This is a genomic window from Salinigranum rubrum (assembly GCF_002906575.1).
In the GTDB taxonomy this organism is placed as follows: domain Archaea; phylum Halobacteriota; class Halobacteria; order Halobacteriales; family Haloferacaceae; genus Salinigranum; species Salinigranum rubrum.
The window spans coordinates 2,227,235-2,245,275 of record NZ_CP026309.1; the positions used below are offsets into that span (position 1 = coordinate 2,227,235).

At 68.5% G+C, this 18,041-nt stretch carries 13 protein-coding genes and 2 pseudogenes; 9 read left to right on the top strand and 6 right to left on the bottom strand.

What is annotated here, in order from left to right; all coding sequences use genetic code 11:
• Positions 1-13: 13 nt before the first annotated feature.
• Positions 14-1,219, bottom strand: a complete 1,206-nt coding sequence (locus tag C2R22_RS10925) for an iron ABC transporter substrate-binding protein (RefSeq protein WP_103425785.1) — start codon at positions 1,217-1,219, stop codon at positions 14-16.
• Between the two features lie 138 nt (positions 1,220-1,357).
• Positions 1,358-2,515 carry an alpha-1 4-glucan-protein synthase gene (locus C2R22_RS10930; RefSeq protein ID WP_103425786.1) on the bottom strand — a complete coding sequence of 386 codons (1,158 nt, stop codon included), beginning with the start codon at positions 2,513-2,515 and terminating at the stop codon, positions 1,358-1,360.
• 554 nt (positions 2,516-3,069) lie between these two features.
• On the opposite strand from C2R22_RS10930, the pseudogene C2R22_RS27445 reads away from it, so the two are divergent.
• The 3 genes and pseudogenes from C2R22_RS27445 to C2R22_RS10940 form a co-directional block, all read left to right on the top strand.
• Positions 3,070-3,774: pseudogene (locus C2R22_RS27445) on the top strand (histidine kinase dimerization/phospho-acceptor domain-containing protein); the annotation flags it as partial.
• Between the two features lie 89 nt (positions 3,775-3,863).
• Positions 3,864-4,073: a sensor histidine kinase gene (locus tag C2R22_RS26305; protein ID WP_245902737.1), complete on the top strand. Its 210-nt coding sequence runs from the start codon at positions 3,864-3,866 to the stop codon at positions 4,071-4,073.
• Positions 4,074-4,156: 83 nt separating this feature from the next.
• Positions 4,157-4,990, top strand: coding sequence for an FkbM family methyltransferase (locus C2R22_RS10940; protein WP_103425787.1), 834 nt, complete (start codon positions 4,157-4,159; stop codon positions 4,988-4,990).
• A 30-nt stretch (positions 4,991-5,020) separates the two neighbouring features.
• Here C2R22_RS10940 and C2R22_RS10945 read toward each other — a convergent pair.
• Positions 5,021-7,344 (bottom strand): annotated as a pseudogene (locus tag C2R22_RS10945) (DEAD/DEAH box helicase).
• Positions 7,345-7,435: 91 nt separating this feature from the next.
• On the opposite strand from C2R22_RS10945, the gene C2R22_RS10950 reads away from it, so the two are divergent.
• The 6 genes from C2R22_RS10950 (at position 7,436) to C2R22_RS10975 (ending at position 12,122) form a co-directional block, all read left to right on the top strand.
• Positions 7,436-7,870: a DCC1-like thiol-disulfide oxidoreductase family protein gene (locus C2R22_RS10950; RefSeq protein ID WP_103425788.1), complete on the top strand. Its 435-nt coding sequence runs from the start codon at positions 7,436-7,438 to the stop codon at positions 7,868-7,870.
• Between the two features lies 1 nt (position 7,871).
• Positions 7,872-8,375, top strand: a complete 504-nt coding sequence (locus C2R22_RS10955; protein WP_103425789.1) for a GIY-YIG nuclease family protein — start codon at positions 7,872-7,874, stop codon at positions 8,373-8,375.
• A 477-nt stretch (positions 8,376-8,852) separates the two neighbouring features.
• Positions 8,853-9,449, top strand: coding sequence for a winged helix-turn-helix domain-containing protein (locus C2R22_RS10960; RefSeq protein ID WP_103425790.1), 597 nt, complete (start codon positions 8,853-8,855; stop codon positions 9,447-9,449).
• 152 nt (positions 9,450-9,601) lie between these two features.
• Positions 9,602-11,308 (top strand): Nramp family divalent metal transporter, encoded by a 1,707-nt coding sequence (locus C2R22_RS10965; protein ID WP_103425791.1) that lies wholly within the window; start codon positions 9,602-9,604, stop codon positions 11,306-11,308.
• Entirely contained in the window at positions 11,305-11,664 is a 360-nt protein-coding gene (locus C2R22_RS10970) for a hypothetical protein (RefSeq protein WP_162562461.1), read from the top strand. The genes C2R22_RS10965 and C2R22_RS10970 overlap by 4 nt, the downstream gene beginning before the upstream one ends.
• Complete coding sequence (locus tag C2R22_RS10975; RefSeq protein ID WP_103425793.1) at positions 11,661-12,122, top strand: hypothetical protein; 462 nt, start codon at positions 11,661-11,663, stop codon at positions 12,120-12,122. The genes C2R22_RS10970 and C2R22_RS10975 overlap by 4 nt, the downstream gene beginning before the upstream one ends.
• A gap of 67 nt (positions 12,123-12,189) precedes the next feature.
• Here the strand turns inward: C2R22_RS10975 and C2R22_RS10980 are convergent, their stop codons facing one another.
• The 3 genes from C2R22_RS10980 to C2R22_RS10990 all read right to left on the bottom strand — a co-directional run bounded on the left by C2R22_RS10980 (position 12,190) and on the right by C2R22_RS10990 (position 17,492).
• Positions 12,190-12,486, bottom strand: coding sequence for a hypothetical protein (locus tag C2R22_RS10980; RefSeq protein WP_103425794.1), 297 nt, complete (start codon positions 12,484-12,486; stop codon positions 12,190-12,192).
• 3 nt (positions 12,487-12,489) lie between these two features.
• Complete coding sequence (locus C2R22_RS10985; protein WP_103425795.1) at positions 12,490-15,570, bottom strand: FAD-binding and (Fe-S)-binding domain-containing protein; 3,081 nt, start codon at positions 15,568-15,570, stop codon at positions 12,490-12,492.
• Positions 15,571-15,758: 188 nt separating this feature from the next.
• Positions 15,759-17,492 carry an L-lactate permease gene (locus tag C2R22_RS10990; protein ID WP_103425796.1) on the bottom strand — a complete coding sequence of 578 codons (1,734 nt, stop codon included), beginning with the start codon at positions 17,490-17,492 and terminating at the stop codon, positions 15,759-15,761.
• Positions 17,493-18,041: the final 549 nt, after the last annotated feature.

Sequence of the window (18,041 nt, forward strand, 5' to 3'; positions counted from 1 at the left end):
TTTCGTCCTGTCCTCACAGCACCCCGGTGTCCCGCAGCAGTCGGACGGTGCCTTCGAGGTCGGAGAGTTGTGTCAGGTCTAACCCCTGGGGGGGGTTCAATTCGTCGATACTCGGTAACTCCCCGATGGGGTCGACTCCGGGGACGAGCGGGTACTCGAACGTCGTCCGTGCGAAGTAGTCCTGCGCCTCCGCCGAGAGGAGGTGCCGGACGAAGTTCGACGCGAGCGTCCGGTCCTCGGCGGTGTCGAGCACGAGCGCGCCGGCGACGTTGAAGATAGCGCCCGCGTCGCCCTCGGTGAACGCCGTCGCGATGGGGGCGTTCGGTCGGCCGGCGAGGACGCGCTGGATGTAGTAGTGGTTCGCGAAGCCGGCGTCTATCTCACCGTCGGCGACCGCTTGCGAGACGAGGAACTCGTCGGAGAACTCCTGCACGCCGAGTTCCTGCATTCCCTCCAACCAGGCTCTCGTCTCCTCTTCCCCGTTGAGGACTCGCATCGCGGTGATGAACGCCTGGAACGACGAGTACGTCGGCGCCCAGCCGATGGAGCCCTCGAAGGCCTCGGTGTCGGGGAAGGCGAAGATGTCGTCGGGGATGTCCGACTCGGAGAACGTGTCGGTGTTGTACGGGACGGTCCGGGCGCGACCGGAGGTCCCGACCCACTGCCCGTCGGGGTCGTGGAACTCCGCGCGGACCATGTCGAGCACCTCCTGGGGGAGTTCGACGGTCCGTCCGGCGTCCTTCAGCGCGCCGAGCGCGCCGGCGTTCACCGAGAAGAAGGCGTCGGCCGGGGAGTTCTGTCCCTCGGTCTGGATCTGATTCACGAGGTCCGCCGCGGAGTTGTAGCGGGGGCGAACGGTAAAGTCGGGGTATAGGTCCTCGATGAAACTGATGAGTTCGCCGACGAGGGCCTCGCCGCGACCGGAGTAGAGGGTGAGTTCGCCCGAGAGGTCGGGCATCTCGCTCATCGAGACGCCGCCGGAGAGCTGGCGGTCGCCGAACGGGGACCGTCCGGAGCCGATCTGTCCGACGGTACCGCCGCCGTCACTGCTGCTGGCGGTGCCGCCCTCGTTGCTGCCGCTCTCCGTCCCGGTCCCCTCTCCGCTGGTCGTATTTCCACCGAGCAGTCCGTTACAGCCGGCGACCGACGCGACGCCGACGGTCGAGGCGGCCGCGAGGAATCGACGCCGGCTGCTGGCCGCGTCAGAATCGTCGCTCATACGTTGATTTAGGCCTGCCTAAAACGTAAATACCTACCGGTTCGTGTCGTTCGTCACGAACGCTGTCGTGAGCCGGTACCGGCCGCCGCTGTCCCCGGAGACGGCGACGACCGGGGGTCACAGTCACGACGGACCGTCTCAGTCGTCCGCGGGGACCGGCTGGGGGTCGACGGGCGTCAGCGCGTCGAGGCAGTCGAGCCAGTCACGCATGTACTCGCCGCAGTGGGTGAGGAACGCGCCGTTGTTCAGGTCGGAGAAGTCGCCCTCGGCGAGGCGGTCGGCCATCGCGCGGAAGGCCTCGGCGTACGTCTCCGACCCGGCGCCGACCTCGTCGACGTACTCCCAGAGGTGTTCGTTGAGTTCGAGGCCGGGAACCTCGTTGTTCAGGTCGTCGAACGTCGGCCGGGGCGCCTTGTTGTGCTCACAGAGCGGGAAGCCCGAAACCACGTCGTGGCCGAGCAGGTCGGCCGCGCGCTTCAGGAAGACCCCCGACCAGATGTCGTCGAACCGGCCGACGTCCCAGGCGTTGTCGTCCATCGGAAGCTGGTAGAAGGCGGGGACGACTTCGCGGCGGAAGGCGAGATTCATCGAGCACACCGTGAGGTACTGCCCCTCGTCGGCGACGAAGTCGTTCGTGAAGTGCTCTCTCGTCGTCCGGGTCTGCGCCTGTCCCCGGAGGTCGCCGTCCATCAGGATGCGGACCGCGTCCAGGTCGGGGACGTTGGTCCACAGCCCCTGCGAGGCGACGACGTGCTCTACGTCCTTCACGCCGGTCTCGACGCTCTCGTCCATCGCGGCGTAGGGGTAGCCGCGGGGGTAGAGGCCGTGCTCGTCGAACGCCTGATACAGCACGTTCACCCAGCGCTCGTCCGACCGCACCGACTCCGTCTCGCCCTCGAACGCGAGGTTCGCCATGTGGCGGCCGAAGAAGTCCCACTCCGCGTGGGGGAGCGTGTCGTCGTCGATGAAGAAGCCGTACTCGAAGTCGTTCGCCCACAGGTACAACAGCCCGAAACTCGTCTGGGCGTGGCTCGCCGCCGGGACGAGGTGTGAGAACTCCGAGACGTCGTGGGCCTCGAACCACGCCTCGCGTCTACTCCCGTCGAACACCTCCCCGTCGACGCCGAGGTCAGACAGCATCTCCCGCATCGCCGCGCTGTCGCAGAAGTCCTCCGTCACGAGTACGAAGAAGAGACGGTCGGTCTCGAACCCGTGTGACCGGGCGTTCTCGACGTACGCCCGGATGCACTCGTACTCGCGAATGGTCGGCACGACGACACAGATCTCTCGACTCATGCCCGCAATGATTTAGGCCGGCCTAAAATACTTGTTGGAACGCGTGCGCGCGGGCGTCGGCGTCGTCGACCGCTCTCACCGATGATATTCGCACACCACCGCTTAAGTTGCGACGGACGAAGCCGCCGCGTGTGAGCGGGCTTCGTCCGGGCAGCGGGAACACGTCGGCGTGGGGAGCGACCGTCCTCCAGTCAGACCTCCTCGACGTTGCGGGTCTCGACGCCCTGGCCGTGGCGACAGTCGCCCTGCTCCTCGCCGGCGCTGTCGTCATGGGTTACTCGGCGGTCCGCACTCGGTGGCTCCTCCAGTCGCTCGGCGGCCACGGCGTCGAGCGGACGTGGCGACTGCTGTTCGGACTGATGCTCTTTTTCGTGCTGGGCTACCTCGGCGCTGTCGTCCTCGTCGGCGTCGGCGACACGGCGGCGCTGATACCTGTGACGGGAGCCGTGTTCTTCCTCGGGGCGGTCTTCGTCCTGCTCGTCGTCCGGGCGAGCGACCGGAGCATCGGTCGGCTCATCGAGACGACGTGCTTCCTCGACGACGTGCTCGACTCGATGGGCGAGGCGCTGCTCGTCGTCGCCCAGGACGGGACTGTCGAGCGGGTCAACCCCGCCGCGACGGCGCTGGTCGGCCGCCCGCGCGAGGGTATCGTCGGCCGGCCGGTCGGCGACCTGTTCGCGGACGGGACCCGCCCGTTCGACGGCGCGGACGTCCCGCTCGAACGGAACGGTGAGGCCCGCGTGGTGACGGCGACGGGCGAGTCGGTCCCCGTGTTGTTCTCGGCGTCGCGGCTCGCGGTCGACGCCGACAGCGGCCACGGGGTGGTCTGTATCGTCCGCGACATCACCAGCCGGAAGCGTCACGAACTCGAACTCGAACGGCAGAACGACCGGCTCGACGAGTTCGCCTCCGTGGTCTCACACGACGTCCGGAACCCTCTCGGCGTCGCACAGGGCTATCTCGAACTCGCCCACGAGACCGGGGCTGACGAGCACTTCGCGCGCGTCGATGGGGCGCTCGACCGTATCGAACGCCTCATCGAGGGGCTCTTGGAACTCGCGCGGCAGGGACAGACCGTCGGCGAGACGGAGGCGGTTTCCCTCGCCGCCGTGGTTCGCGTGGCGTGGGACACCGTCGACACGGCGGACGCGACGCTGTCGACGGGCGACGACCTCGGGACGGTCCAGGCGGACCGAGAGCGGTTGCGACAGGCGCTGGAGAACCTCTTCTCGAACGCGGTGGAACACGGCGGGGGCGAGGCGAACGTCACCGTCGGCCGCCTCGACGACGCCGAGGGGTTCTTCGTCGCCGACGACGGCGTCGGGATTCCCCCGACGAACGCGAGACGGTGTTCTCACACGGCTTCTCGACGACGAACGCCGGGACGGGGTTCGGCCTCGCCATCGTCCGCACCATCGTCGAGGCACACGGCTGGGTGGTCTCGGCCACCGAGAGCGAGACGGGCGGGGCCCGGTTCGAGGTCCGGACCACCCCGGCCCCTTCCACCCGGTTCGGCTCGGAGACGCCCACCAGCGCGCGGAGCGCCCCGACGCAGTGAGGAATCGAGAAGTCCCGTCGTAGGCCCCGCCTACCGCCGTTACTCACCACATACCTACGCCGGCCGGAGACGAGTCAGATTCGATGAACGTTCGCTCGCTCCCGCTTCGCGTCGTCACGAAGACGGCCCACGACGGGCCACGCGCCACCCTCACCGCGGCCCGGACGTATCTCTCGAACCATCTGACCCGGGCACGCAACGTCCTCTCGTATCGGTTCCGCGCGTCGCGAGGCGAAAAGAGCGTCGTCCACGACGGCGTCCGCCTGCGGGTCGACCACCCCCACTTCGACGACCAGGTCCGCTCGTGGCTCGTCCGCGGCGAGTACGAGACGCCCGAGGCCCGATTGGTCGAGAAACACCTCGCCGGCCGCGACTGCGACGTCGTCGAACTCGGCGGCGGGATGGGCTACGTCGCCTGCCGCATCGACCGACTGCTCGCTCCCGGCCGGACGCACGTGGTCGTCGAGGCGGACCGGGCGGTCCGCCCGGTCCTCGAAGCGACCCGCGAGGCGAACGGCGCGGGGTTCGTCGTTCGCCCCGCGGCCTACGCCCCCGTCGGCGACCTGGTCACGTTCTACCGCCAGGAGCGGTTCACCCAGAACTCCATCCGCGCCGAGCGCTCCTCGCTCGACGCCGACAGCGTCCCCGCCGTCTCGCTCGCCAACCTCTGCGCGGCGTACGCGCTCGACCGGGTCGCCGTCGTCGCCGACGTCGAGGGTGCCGAACACGACCTCCTCGCCCACGAGGGCGACGTCCTCCGCGCCCACGTCGACCTGCTCGTCGTCGAGTTCCACGCGATGGGCGACGAGACGGCCGAGACGGGCGTCGACCGACTCGCCGACCTCGGATTCGAACTCGTCGACCGCGACAACGACGTCTACGTGTTCGAGAACCGTTCCTGCTTACCCTCCCGGTGAGGCCGGGCACCCGTGACTCGGCGCCTCGGGCTACCGTGACCCCGTCAGCGACTCCAAGAGGAGAACCGCCGTCTCCTTCGTCAACGGTTCGTTCGCGTTGCCGCAGTGTGGCGACTGCACGCAGGCCGGGCAGCCGTCGTGACAGGCACAGTCGTCGACGAGTCGGGCCGTCCGCGTCATGAGTTCCTCCACCGACTCGTAGCCGCTCTCGGTGAGGCCGACGCCGCCGGGGTGGCCGTCGTAGACGAATATCGTCGACCGGTCGGTGTGCGGATGGTAAGGCGTCGACAGGCCGCCGATGTCCGCGCGGTCACAGAGGAGGTGGAGGGGGAACAGCGATATCATCCCGTGCTCGGCGGCGTGGATACCGCCGTTGAACCCCGTCTCACCCCGAGTTCGCGCATCTCCTCTTCGACGTCGAGCGGGACGGTGAAGTACAGCGCCCTGGTTCGAAGCGTCGTCTCGGGGAGGTCGAGCGACTCCCGACCGAGTGTCGACCCCCGACGGGCGTCGCGCCGCTCGTAGCCCGTGATCTGCTTCCGCATCGTTATCTCCGCGAAGCGCACCTCCGTGTCCGGTCTGGCGCTGAGCGGCTTCGAGGTGAGGTCGCGCTCGACCGTCACCTGTTTGTCGTGCAAGACGCGGGTGTAGTAGTCCGCCCACGTCCGTTCGAGGGTGGCGACGTCGCGGTCGAGGTCGAGTTCCGACACCTCGTACGTCGTCCCCTGGTGGTGGTAGATGGCGCCCGGGTGCGCGTCCCGGAGGGCGTCGTCGAACGCCAGGGAGGCGACGACTTCGTTCGAGCGCGAGTCGAGGAGGTCGACCTCGCGGTCGGCGATGGTCCGGAGGCTCATCTCGTGCTGGGGGCTTCCGCCTCCCGCGTGGATCCATCGCATCCCCTGCGGCGTCCCTCGTCGCTCTAGCGTCCCTTCCTCGGTCAGGTCGGCGACGACGTCCGGAAACGACTCGCCGAACACCTCCTCATCCTCCGGCGAGAGCCACCGCTCCGCGGCGGCGCAGGCGACGTGGCTGGGGAGGAGGTAGTCGTTCTCGGGGTCGGTCACCGCCTTCTCGGGGTCGCCGTCGAAGAAGTCGCCGGGGCTGCTCATCAGGTACTGGTCGAGTTGGTCCTCCCCGCCCACCAGCACGACGAGCGCGGGGTCGTCGCCGCGGCCCGCCCGTCCCGCGCGCTGGTGGGTCGACATCCGGGTGCCCGGGTAGCCGTCGAGCACCACCGCGTCGAGGCCGCCGACGTCGACGCCCACTTCCAGGGCGTTCGTCGACCACACGCCCCTGAGTTCGCCCGCGTGGAGGTCGGCTTCGAGACGCCGGCGGCGGTCGTGGGTGAGCGCCGCCTGGTACGCCGCCACCTGCCCCGCCACCTCGTGCTCGCCGCGCTCTCTGAGTTCCGAGGCGGTTTCGGTGGCGTACCGCTCGGCCGTCTGTCGCGCTCGGGTGAACGCGAGCGTCTGGTACCCCTTCGAGACGAGGTCGACGAGGAGGTTCTTCGTCTCGACGTGCGACGACCGCCGTCGACCGCTCCCCTCCTCGCCCTCGTACTCCGGCGGGTTCCAAAAGAGCCAGTGGCGCGGGCCGGTCCCCGACGTGTCCTCGTCGACGAGTTCGTACGTTCCCTCGGGCCGACCGGTCACCCGCGCGGCGTGCTCGACGGGGTTGCCGATGGTCGCCGAACAGCAGACGAACTGGGGGGACGACCCGAACTGCTCGCAGGTCCGGGCCAGTCGGCGGAGGACGAGCGCGACGTGGCTCCCGAAGACGCCGCGGTACTGGTGGACCTCGTCGACGACGACCAGTTCCAGAGCGGAGAAGAACCACTCCCACAGTCGGCCGGCGTGCGGGAGCAAGGCATAATGAACCATGTCGGGGTTCGAGAGCAGGAACGTCGGCATCCGGTCGCGGACCTCTCGCTTTTCGGACTTGGAGAGCCGTCCGGTGTACTGGTCGACGGAGACGCGCGAGCCGAACCCGAGGCCGTGTGCGAGGTCCGACAGCGTCTCGGTCTGGTCGGCGACGAGCGCGTTCTGCGGGCCGAGATAGAGGGTGCGGCCGCCGTGGTCCATCGCCTTCTCGAACGCCGGGACGGTGTACGCGAGGCTCTTGCCCGACGCCGTCTGGGTGGCGAGCACGACGTTCTTCCCGCCGCGGACGGCGTCGATGGCCCGCGCCTGGTGGTCGTACAGGCGGTCGATCCCCGCCTTCGAGAGCGCCGATTCGAGCCGCGGTTCGAGGTCGACAGCCGAAAAGGAGGGGTCGCGGCCGGGGACGCGCCGCTGCTCGCGGATCTGTCCCTGGTACCAGGGCCGGTTCCGGAGCCACTCGATGAGGTCGTCCACGCCTCCTCTGGGGAGGCGTCGGCCCTAACGGTTCTGGTCACCGCGGTTCGAACGCCAGCAGGGTTTTGGTCGCCTCGTCCCTAGCGCCGCCATGACTCAGTCGCAGCACGATGCGGTGCTCGTGTACGACGGCGAGTGTCCCTACTGCTCTCTCACGGCGCGCACGCTCCGTCGACTCCGCGGCGTCGCGACCGTCTCGTGGTACGACGAGACGGCCCAGGAACTCCTCCGCGCACAGTTCGGCGAGACGCCGTTCGCGGTGGTCCTCGTCGACCGACGACAGGGCCGGGTCTACGCCGGTCGCTCCGCCGCCGAGGAGGTCGCAGAGCGCGCCGGAGCGCCCGACGTCGTCAGTTCGCTCGTCCGCGACCGCTACGACGAAATCGCCTGGGCCGTCGGCGTCGCCAGCGGGCGCGACCGCGACCCCGACGACTACCACGACGTGTACCCGCTCACCGAGGACGCGGCGGCGCTGTTCGACGACCTCGCCGGGCGCGCCACCAGCGAGGCTGCGACCCCCGCCTGAGATGCCGGAGGACGCGAACGAGGCGGTCCCGAACTCACGCGTGGTCCGCGTCGGGCCCGACGACGAACTCGCGCGCGTCGTCGACGACCCGGGAGTCGGCGGAACGTACGTCCTCGTCTTCGAACTCGCCTCGTCCGCACGCGTCGAGGTGGGCGCGCTCGGCGCCTGCACGTTCCCCGCGGGCGACTACGCGTACGTGGGGAGCGCGCTCGGCCCCGGAGGGTTCGGTCGTACCGAACGACACCGACGGAAACTCGGCGGGGAGGGCGATACCGTCCACTGGCACGTCGACGCCCTCACGACACGGCCCGAGACGTCGTTCGTCGCCGCACATCTCGTGCCCGAGCGGGCGGTCGAGTGTGCGGTGGCGCGGAGGCTCCCCCCGGGCCCGCTGGGCGGGTTCGGTTCCTCGGACTGTGGCTGTCGCTCACACCTGTCACTGGTCGGACGTGAGGCGGTCGAGAACGCGGTTCGGACAGCCGTCGAACGCGACGGCTCGCCGTGAGTTCGTCGGACAAAGGGAGGTCCCCGCAAGGCGTCTCTCCCCCCGTTCGAACGCGGCGGGATGGGCATCTCCACCGCGTTCAAGAGTGCCGACCGTTCGGACGATTCTCGTCCGTCCGGAAGCCGGGTGATTCCGGTGGTCGACTGGTCAGAGGCACCCCGGCGTACGTTCGTACCACGCAAGGGGACTTTACCTCATTCCCTGTGCCATCGGTCAGTATGTGGAACCACATATATAAATAGTTCGAATATTTAAATATAAAAACGCTTGTCGTTCCTCACCGACGAACAGATGAGTAAATGACACGTCGTGACGAGCGGTCGTTAGGACGGTCTCATCGACAGCGAGTGCCCGACGAGCCGCGTTCCGCAGGGACGAACGTAACGTCCGCTCTCGTCGACGCCCCGTCCGACGAGAGTGCACCGGGTCGTCGGCAGTCCGGGCGTCGGTCGTCGGTTCACACGTGAATACAGGTTTATGACGAGCGACGCCACAGTACGCGTACGAGATGGCTCCCCCGGGAACCGAGACAGGAACGAGCACGGCCAGTTCGCCGACCGCATCCCGCCGGAGGAGGCGCTCGCGGTGTTCGAGGCACGCGAGGACCGTGCCCGTCCAGTGACGGCCGGCGACGTCGCCGACGCGCTCGACTGTTCGCGGCGGACGGCGCACAACAAGCTGGGCGAACTCACCGACCGGGGCGTCGTCCGAACGCGGAAGGTCGGCGCGCGCAGTCGTGTCTGGTGGATACCGATCGAAGGCGACGACGCGGAGGCGCCCGACCCGTCCCGCAGTCACGCGGTCACGGACGCGGCCCACGACGCCGAACTGCCGGGCACCGGGGAGATTCTCGAACGGCGTCGACGGGCCCTCCTCGCGGCGTACGACTACCTGAGCGAGCATCCGGAGGCGAAGAAAGCGGACTTCCTGCGCGACGTCTTCCCCGAGCACCGCGCGGAGTTCGAGTCGGCGGAGGGGTGGTGGAACGCGATACAGCCCGCGCTGCGCGAACTCCCCGGTGTCGACCCGCCGAAGGAGCGCGGGCACATCTGGCACTACCTCGGCGGGGACTGAGCGGACTGCGGCGGCCGGGTACCGGCCGACCGGAGGACAGCGTCGAGGGCAATCGGTCCCGATACCCACAGACGAGAGGGGGCCGAGACGTACAGATTTATGTCGCTCGCACGGCCCGGTTGAGGTGTCGTAGCGACACCACAGACGGTGCTATGGACTCACGAGAACCGCCCGGCGACGCCGCCGACGACGACGAGCCCGACGTCTACGCGTCCGAGGTCGAAGGCCGCCAGTACCGCGGAACGTCGTACATGCCGATGCCGTACGACGACCTCACCGAGGCACCCGACGCGGACGAGTACCCCGACCGCGGCGAGGGCGGGTCGTTCAAGCTCCTCGATCTCCCCCGCGTACCGAAGCTGAGCCACGTCGTCGGCCCCTCGGCCATCATGCTCGGGGCGAGTCTCGGGAGCGGCGAGACGGTCTTCTGGCCCATCCTCATCGCGCAGGGCGGGTGGGCGCTCTACTGGGCGTTCTGGATCGGCGTCCTCACCCAGTTCTTCGTCAACACGGAGCTCCAGCGCTGGACCGTCGCCACGGGCGAGAGCGTCTTCCGAGCGTTCGACCGCGTGAGTCGGTTCTGGCCGCTGTTCTTTCTGCTCGCGGGGTTCGTGAGCCTCGGCTGGCCCGGATGGGCGGCCGGCGCCGCGCAGGTCGGGGCGTGGGCCGTCGGGATCGGTGACTGGAAACCGCTCGGTATCGGGCTCATGCTGCTCATCTTCGTCTCCTACCAGCTTTCGCCCGTCATGTACAACGTCGTCGAGGGCGCCCAGTTCGTCCTCGTCGTCGTCTCGGTCCTCTGTGCGGTCGCGCTCGCGGTCGTGACCGGGTCGACGGACCAGCTCGCGAACCTCCCGGCCGGCGCCCTCTCTCTCGGGACGATTCCCGCGGGGACGGACCTCGCGGTCTTCCTCGGCGGCCTCGCGTTCGCCGGCGCGGGCGGCTACCTCAACCTCTCGCAGTCGCTGTGGGTCCGCGAGAAGGGCTACGGCATGGGCAACTACCAGGGTCGGCTGAAGAACCCGCTCATCGGCGACGAACCCGAGCCCGTTCAGGAAGACGGGTTCACGTTCGAGCCGACGGAGGAGAACCTCCTCCGCTGGCGGGGGTGGTGGCGGGTCGTCCAGCTCGAACACCTCCTGACGTTCGTCGTCGGCCTGCTCGTCGTGGCGACGGTGTTGATGACGGTCGCCGCGAAGTTCGCGGCCGGGACGAGCGTCGAAGGCATCGACATGTGGCTCCAGGTCGTCGTCCCCCAGTTGTCCGGGGCGGGCGCGGCGCTCGTCCCGCTCGTGCTGTTCGTCGCGCTCTTCACCACCGAGTACGCCATCGTCGAGTCGTTCGTCCGCAACAGCGCCGACATCGTCTACGAGACCCACGGCCGGCAGGCCGGCTGGTCGCTGCCGACCATCTTCCTCGTCACCCTCACGGCCTTCACCCTCTGGGGCGTCGTCATCATCCTCCTCCCCTTCGAGCAGCCGTTCTTCCTGCTCGTCGTCGGCGCGGCGATGTCGGGCGTGATGATGTGGCCCTACATCGCGCTCACGCTCGTCATCAACACCACCCGGCTCCCCGCTCACCTCCAGCCCGGTTGGATCCGCGTCGTGGCGATGTGGTGGGCGACGGGCTTCTTCGGCTACTTCAGCACGCTCCTCGTCGGACGGACGCTCGCGCGGGACTTCGGCGTCGCCGTCTTCGCGACGGCCCCCGAAATCGTCGGAAGCGCCCCCGGTGGCTACGTGCTCTGGCTCGGCTACCTCGTCGTGCAGACGTACACGGTCGCGGTGAGCCTCCGCGCGAAACGACGCGGCGCCGAGGGTTTCCACGGAGCCGAAGTCGACCGCGGGTGGCTCTCGTGACCGAGAGGGAAGACCGTGCCGCCGGTACGGTCGAACGGCTGTTCGCCTCCCTCGCCGCCCGCCGGTACCCGATTTACCTCGGCGGACTGGGCGTCGTCGTCCTCGTCAGGGCGTTCGCTCCGACGTGGACGCGGACGCCCGTGTTCGTCCTCGCTCTCACCCTCATGTGTACCACCTACCTCGCGGAACTCCACGGACGCGCCGAGACGGAGACACGGACGCTGGTGGTCGCCCTCGCCGTCGCGGGCGTCGCCGTCGGCGCGTTCGTCGTCGCCGAGGTGAACCCCGTCGGTGGCTTCCTGTTCGTCCTCGGCGGACTCTTCTTCTTCCGCGCCGCGACACGGAGGAGGACGTGACAGACACCGACGCCGGCGCGACCGACACCGCTCGCGTTCGCGTCCACTACGGCATGGCGGGGTCGGTCCCGCTCCAACTGTACGAGTTCGTCTTCGAACCCGCGGGCTGTTACGTGCTCGACTGCGGGGCGTTCACGCCGCTGTTCGGCCTCACGACCGGGAGACACACCCGACGGGCGGCGGCCCTCGACACGGTGTACGACGAGCAGGGCCTCGACGGCCTGCTCGCCGTCGCCGACACGACCACGTGGCTCGCCTGGGAGACCGTCGCGCGCGTCGCGCTCCACGACGGCGGTCGGTTCACCCGGCCGAAACTGACGGTCGAGACGCGTGGCGAGGCTCCCTCCCGAAGCGTCCGTCTCCACGGCGTCGACACCGCGTCGCTCGCCGACTCTCTGCGCGCCGTCGTCGGCGACTCGGTCCGGTTCGACCACGTGGAGTCGACGGGGTTGTTCTGAGGTCGTCGGCTGTCCGTCGGTCGTCGTCGCGTTCGGTCGCCGCGGACCGACGCTCTCCGGGAGACGACTACCGCCGCGGGTGTCGCACCTGTATCCACGCGACGACCGACTTCGGGTAGCGCTCGGTCCGCTCCCCCGCGAACGAGCCGTCGGTGCTGACGACGAACGCCTCCCGCTCGTATCGAACGAACGCCTCGTCGTGGTGGACGGCTTCGCCGTCGCGGGTCCGGAGGTCGACGCTCCCGCGACGGACAGGTGTCTCGAACGAGTTCGCGTCCGGCGTCGTGCCCGTGTCCACACCGTCGTCCGGCGTCGCGTTCACGTCATCGCCGTCGTCTCTGTCGCCTCCGCCGTCGTCCGCCACGAGTCAGGCGACGACGGCCGCCAGCTTCTCGACCGGGTGGGGCGGCTCCTCGCCCTCGTGGTCGCCGAGTTGTGACCGACAGGAGGCGCCGGGCGCGACCACCGTGTCGCCGTCGCTCGCGTCCACCTGGTCGTAGAGGATGGAGGCGATGGCCTTCGACATCGAGTAGTGTTCGGCCTCGTAGCCGAACGAGCCAGCCATCCCACAGCAGGTCGAGTCGAGCGGGTCGACGTCGTACCCGACCCGTCCCAGCACCGACACGGTGTGGTGGTCCTTGTTCGTCGACTTCTGGTGGCAGTGGCCGTGGTACGTCAGCGACTCCTCCCTCCGCTGGAACTCGCGGTCGCCGAACAGGTCGAACGTGTCGACGTACTCCATCACGCCGTAGCTGTTCGCGGCGAACGTCTCCACCTCGGGTCCCGAGAGCAAGTCGAGGTAGTCCGACTGGAACATCACGGCGTCGGACGGTTCGACGACGACGACGTCCCAGCCCGCTTCGACGTTCGGAACCAGCGTCTCGACGTTCTGCTCGGCCTCGGCGCGCGCCCTGTCGAGGAAGCCCTTCGAGTGTGGCGGGCGACCGCTGCCGGCGACGTCGTCGGGAATCCGAACGTGGACGCCGGCGGCTTCGAGCGCCCGCACCGCGGCCTTCCCCGCTTCGGGGTGGTTGTAGGTGGTGTAGGTGTCGGGGAAGAGCAGGGCTCGACGGACCGCCTCGCTCTCGTCGACGGTCGACCCGCCGCGCGCCTCGAACCACTCGGTCAGGGACTGGGAGGCGAACGAGGGCAGCGTCCGCTCGGAGGCGATGCCCAGCGTCTTCTCCATGACCCACCCCGACCCCGGGAGTTTCGTCGCGAGGTTCGACAGCGGAGCGAGCGAACTGCCCACGCTGGAGAGGCTGTCGATGTTGGCGAACATCCTGTCTCTGAGACTCGAACCGTTGCGCTGGTGGTACTCGTGGGTCACCTCGGCTTTCATCTTCGCCATGTCGACCTCGCTCGGACAGTCCTTGGTACAGCCCTTACAGCCGATACAGAGGTCGAGCACCTCGTGGACGAACTCGTCGGTGAACATCTCCTCCTCGTCGAACGACCCGGACATCGCCTGCCGGAGCATGTTCGCCCGGCCGCGGGTGGACTGTATCTCCTCTTCGGCCGCGCGGAACGTGGGACACATCACGCCGCCGGTCGTCTCCTGTGGCCCACGACAGCCCGCACAGCCGTGACAGAGTTCGGCCATCCCCTGGAAGCCGTTGTCGTTGTCCCAGTTCAGCGACGGCTCGAACCCCTCCTCGAACTCGTAATCCGGGGAGAACCGGAGGTGTTCGGTCATGTCGTGGTCGCCGCAGATGTTTCCGGGGTTGAGGAGCCAGTCGGGGTCGTACGCGGACTTCAGGTCCCGAAACACCCCCCAGAGGTGGTCGCCGTAGAGCTTCCGGTTCCACTGGGTCCGGGCGCGGCCGTCGCCGTGCTCGCCCGAGACGCTGCCGCCGTACTTCACGACGAGGTCCGTCACCTCGTCCGCGATGGCCTCGAACGTCTCCAGCCCCTCGACCGTCTTGGTGTTGACGAGCGGCCGGATGTGCAACACCCCGGGGCCGGCGTGGGCGTAGTAGCTCGCGAACGTGTCGTGCTTCTCGAGGATGTCCTGGAAGTCGGAGACGTACGCCGGGAGGTTCTCCGCGGGGATGGCGGTGTCCTCGATGTAGGCGATGTGCTTCTCGTCCGTGGTCCGCCCGAGCAGGATGGGGAGGCCGGACTTGCGCATCTTCCAGAACTTCGCGCGCGTCTCCGCGTCGTGAGCTTCCATCGACCCGACCGCCGTGTGTGGCTTGTCGGTCGTCTCCACGGCAGCCACGGAGGGTTCGACCTGGCTGTCTCCGTCGGTGACCCGGTCGGCGATGAGGTCTGCGACCTGCTCTTTACCGTGCTGGTCGTCATCGGCGTAGAACTCCACGAGCAAGACGGCGCTCGTCCCCTCGGGGAGCATCCCGACGACGCCGCGGAACTCCGCGGTCTCTCGGGCGAGGTCGAGGAGGACGTCGTCCATCACCTCGACGGCCGCCGGGTCGTGTTCGAGGATGGGCGCGACGTCCTCCATCGCGTCGACGACGCTGTCGTAGGTGAGGAGGGCGACGCTCGCCGTGTTCGGGATGGGTTCGAGCGAGACGGTCGCCTCGGTGACGATGGCTAACGTCCCCTCGCTCCCCGCGAGCAGGCGGGCGAGGTTGACCGTGCCCGCCTCCGCATCCGGGTCGAGTCCCTTGTCGTCGGGCGTCCGTCGCTCGCCTCGGGCCTCGTCGACGAGCATGTCGAGGTTGTACCCCGAGACGTTCCGCTTGAGTTCGGGGTACCGCTCTTCGACCTCCTCTGCCTCCTCGTCGAGGATGCGGACCACCTGGGCGTACACCCGGGGGAGTATGTCGTCGCTGTCGGGGTCGGCGCGGGCGCGGAGTTCCTCGACCTCGACCTCGCCGAAGCGTTCGACGCTCCCGTCGGCGAGGACGGCCTCACACTCCTCGATGTAGTAGTCGGTCTTGCCGTACTTCAGCGAGTGCGCGCCGGTGGAGTTGTTGCCGATGGCCCCGCCGAGCGCGCTCTTGTCGCCCCAGGCGGGGTCGGGCGCGAACTTCAGCCCGTGCGGTTTCAACTCGCGGTTGAGGTCGCCGAGGTACGTCCCGGCCTCCGCCCGGGCCGTCGCCGCGTCGGGGTCGACGTCCACGACCGAGTCCATGTAGCGCGTGAAGTCGAGGACGACCGCCTCGTTCACGGTCTGTCCCGCCAGCGACGTGCCGCCGCCGCGGGGGAGGACGGGAATCTCACGGCGAGCGCAGTACTGCACCACCGCGGCGACGTCGTCGGTCGACGTCGGCATCACCACGCCGATGGGCGTCCGTTCGTACGCGGACGCGTCGGTCGCGTACAGTTCCCTCGTGTAGGTGTCGAAGCGAACGTCGCCGTCGACCAGTCCTTCGAGGTCGTCGACGAGCGCCGGGCGGGCGACGTCGTCCGAGACGTAGTCGAAGTTCGCCCCGTCACGTGGGTCGTCGGCCCGCGACCCCAGGTCGTCCGTGTTGCTTGCCATTGATAGTCAGTCCTTTGAGTCGTCGCTAATAAAATCCGGAGGTTACGCCGTCCGGAGGCGTCGTCGACTGGCGATTCTCCTGCGCCCCTCGAACCGGGATCGGTGTCACGAGGGCTGTCGGACGCCCGTCCCGGATGTCGCCGACACCGGGGGCGGCGACTCCCGGGAGACGGGGACGACGGACCCCGTCAGAAGACGCCCGGGAAGAGGACGTAGCTGAACAGCAGCGTCACGAGGCCGGTGGCGGTCCCGTAGTAGACGAGCGGGATGAGTTCCAGCCGGATGACGCGACCCTCCTCGCCGACGAGGCCGACGACGGCCAGCGCCGCGACGACGTTGTGGATGGCGATGAGGTTGCCGATGGCGCCGCCGACGGCCTGTGCGGCCAGCATCAGCGTCCGCGGCGTCCCGATCTGGTCGGCGACGCCGTACTGGAACGTGCCGAAGAGGATGTCCGACACGGTGTTCGACCCGGCGAGGAACGCCCCGAACGCGCCGACGTACGCGGCGAAGAACGGGTAGACGCCGCCCGCGACCGAGGCCATGCCGTCCGAGAGGACGATGAGCATGCTGTCGGTCCCCGTCGCGGAGCCCGACTGCAGCATGATCTGGACCGTCGCCACCGCGAACAGCAGGGCGACGACCGCGGGCATCACCTTCTCGACCGTCTCGGACCACGCCGCCGTGATCTCGTCGGTCCGCATGTCGTGCAGCGGGATGGTGAGCAGGTGGACCGCGACGAACACCGCCCCCGGCAGGTAGAGGACGGCGAAACTGTCGCTCAGTCCCGTCCCGAGGATGTCGGTCCACGCGAGCGTGAACAGGTCCATCGTGACGAACGCGTTCACGGGGTCGACGACGCGGGTGACGACGAGGAGAACGGCGACGAGCGCGTAGGGCGTCCACGCCTTCCACAGCGGCATCCGGACGTGCCCGCCGTCGGCCGTCACCGTCCCCTCGCGGGAGGTGCCCGCGCCGACGCCGCCCTCGCCGGGCTGGATGTCGCCGACCCAGTGGTCGGGCCACTGCTCCTGAGGCGCGAAGTCCCACTCGTCGTCGGGGTGGAAGAAGCCGGCCTTCAGCGCACCGACGGTGACGAACAGGCCGACCATCGCCCCGATGAGGCCGGGGAACTCCGGCCCGAGGAAGTACGCCGTGAGCCAGTACGGGACCGAGAAGGAGGCCCACGCGAACAGCGTGAGCGGGAGGACCTCCAGCGCGGGCTTGATCGAGCGTTCCTCGCCGAAGAAGCGGGTCATCATCGCCACGCCGATGAAGGGCAGTGCGACGCCGACGATGACGTGGTACGTCGCGGCCCACATCGCAATGTCGCCGACCCACGCGGCGACGCTCGCGTACGGGCCGTTCGCGACCACCGCGGTCTGGATGCTCTCGACGGAGCCGAAGATGTCGATCATCCCGATGATGAGCGGCGTCCCGACCGCGCCGAACGTGATGGCCATCAGGTTCCCCGTGAGCGCGACGACGACGGCCGCCATCGGCGGGAAACCGAGCCCCACGAGGAGCGGACCGACGATGGCCGCGGGCGTCCCGAAGCCGGCCGCGGCCTCGATGAACGACCCCATCAAGAATACGAGCAGGACGACCTGAACGCGGCGGTCCTCGCTCACGGAGGCGAAGCCCTGATTGATGGCGTCGAAGGCGCCCGTGCGTTTCAGCGTGTAGAGGAGGAGGATGGCGCCGAAGACGATGTAGAGGATGTTCGCGGCGGTGATAAAGCCGACAATCGACGACGCGGCGATCCACCGCGCGGACATTCCCCAGCCGACGACGCCCGCGCCGACCGCGACGAGCCAGGCGACGGGCATCGCCCGCGTCGCGGGCCAGTACCGGCCGACCATCAGGAACGCGATGGTCGCCAGCGGCGCGAGCGCGACGAGCGCGTCCACGGCGCTAACCATCGGTCTCACCTCGGTCGATACGTCTCGAACCGCCCCGAACCATGCCAGTGCTGTGCTCGATGCCTCGTGGCATGGTCGAGTGGAGCCGAGTCTGTCATGATATATCTATCGCTTCTCCCCCGATTGCGAGAACTCGGACGGTCAGCGGCGGACCTCTCTCGATACCTGTTCGTTCGAGTGTTGTGGATAACATGCCTCAGAGACCGGCTCAAAACCGTTATTCTCTGCTGCAGTAATTCTCACGGCGTCGGCGACGACGCACGTCAGCCGCTACCGGCGTCCCTCTACACACGTGTGTTCTATCCAGTGTACACGTGTATACACGCCTCTATACACGTGTGAACAGTATTTAATCACTCTAAACGACGAGCTGAAAGGGAGTCTAAACGGCGAGAAGAGCGTATTTCGACCTATTTCGGCGCGTTATCCGTGGACGGACGGTGCCACGTGGCCGTCGACGCCAGCGCGCGGGCGTCTCACGGACCGCGAGCGCGTTCGAAACCCGGGTCGCGCGCGTCCGATACGTCGGGTCGTCCGCGCTCCTCCTGT

Coding starts and splice junctions, on each gene's coding strand:
- C2R22_RS10960 (WP_103425790.1), top strand. CDS start 8,853: ATGACGAGCGACGCCACAGTACGCGTACGAGATGGCTCCCCCGGGAAC.
- C2R22_RS10925 (WP_103425785.1), bottom strand. CDS start 1,219: ATGAGCGACGATTCTGACGCGGCCAGCAGCCGGCGTCGATTCCTCGCG.
- C2R22_RS10950 (WP_103425788.1), top strand. CDS start 7,436: ATGACTCAGTCGCAGCACGATGCGGTGCTCGTGTACGACGGCGAGTGT.
- C2R22_RS10985 (WP_103425795.1), bottom strand. CDS start 15,570: ATGGCAAGCAACACGGACGACCTGGGGTCGCGGGCCGACGACCCACGT.
- C2R22_RS10940 (WP_103425787.1), top strand. CDS start 4,157: ATGAACGTTCGCTCGCTCCCGCTTCGCGTCGTCACGAAGACGGCCCAC.
- C2R22_RS10955 (WP_103425789.1), top strand. CDS start 7,872: ATGCCGGAGGACGCGAACGAGGCGGTCCCGAACTCACGCGTGGTCCGC.
- C2R22_RS10990 (WP_103425796.1), bottom strand. CDS start 17,492: ATGGTTAGCGCCGTGGACGCGCTCGTCGCGCTCGCGCCGCTGGCGACC.
- C2R22_RS10930 (WP_103425786.1), bottom strand. CDS start 2,515: ATGAGTCGAGAGATCTGTGTCGTCGTGCCGACCATTCGCGAGTACGAG.
- C2R22_RS10965 (WP_103425791.1), top strand. CDS start 9,602: ATGGACTCACGAGAACCGCCCGGCGACGCCGCCGACGACGACGAGCCC.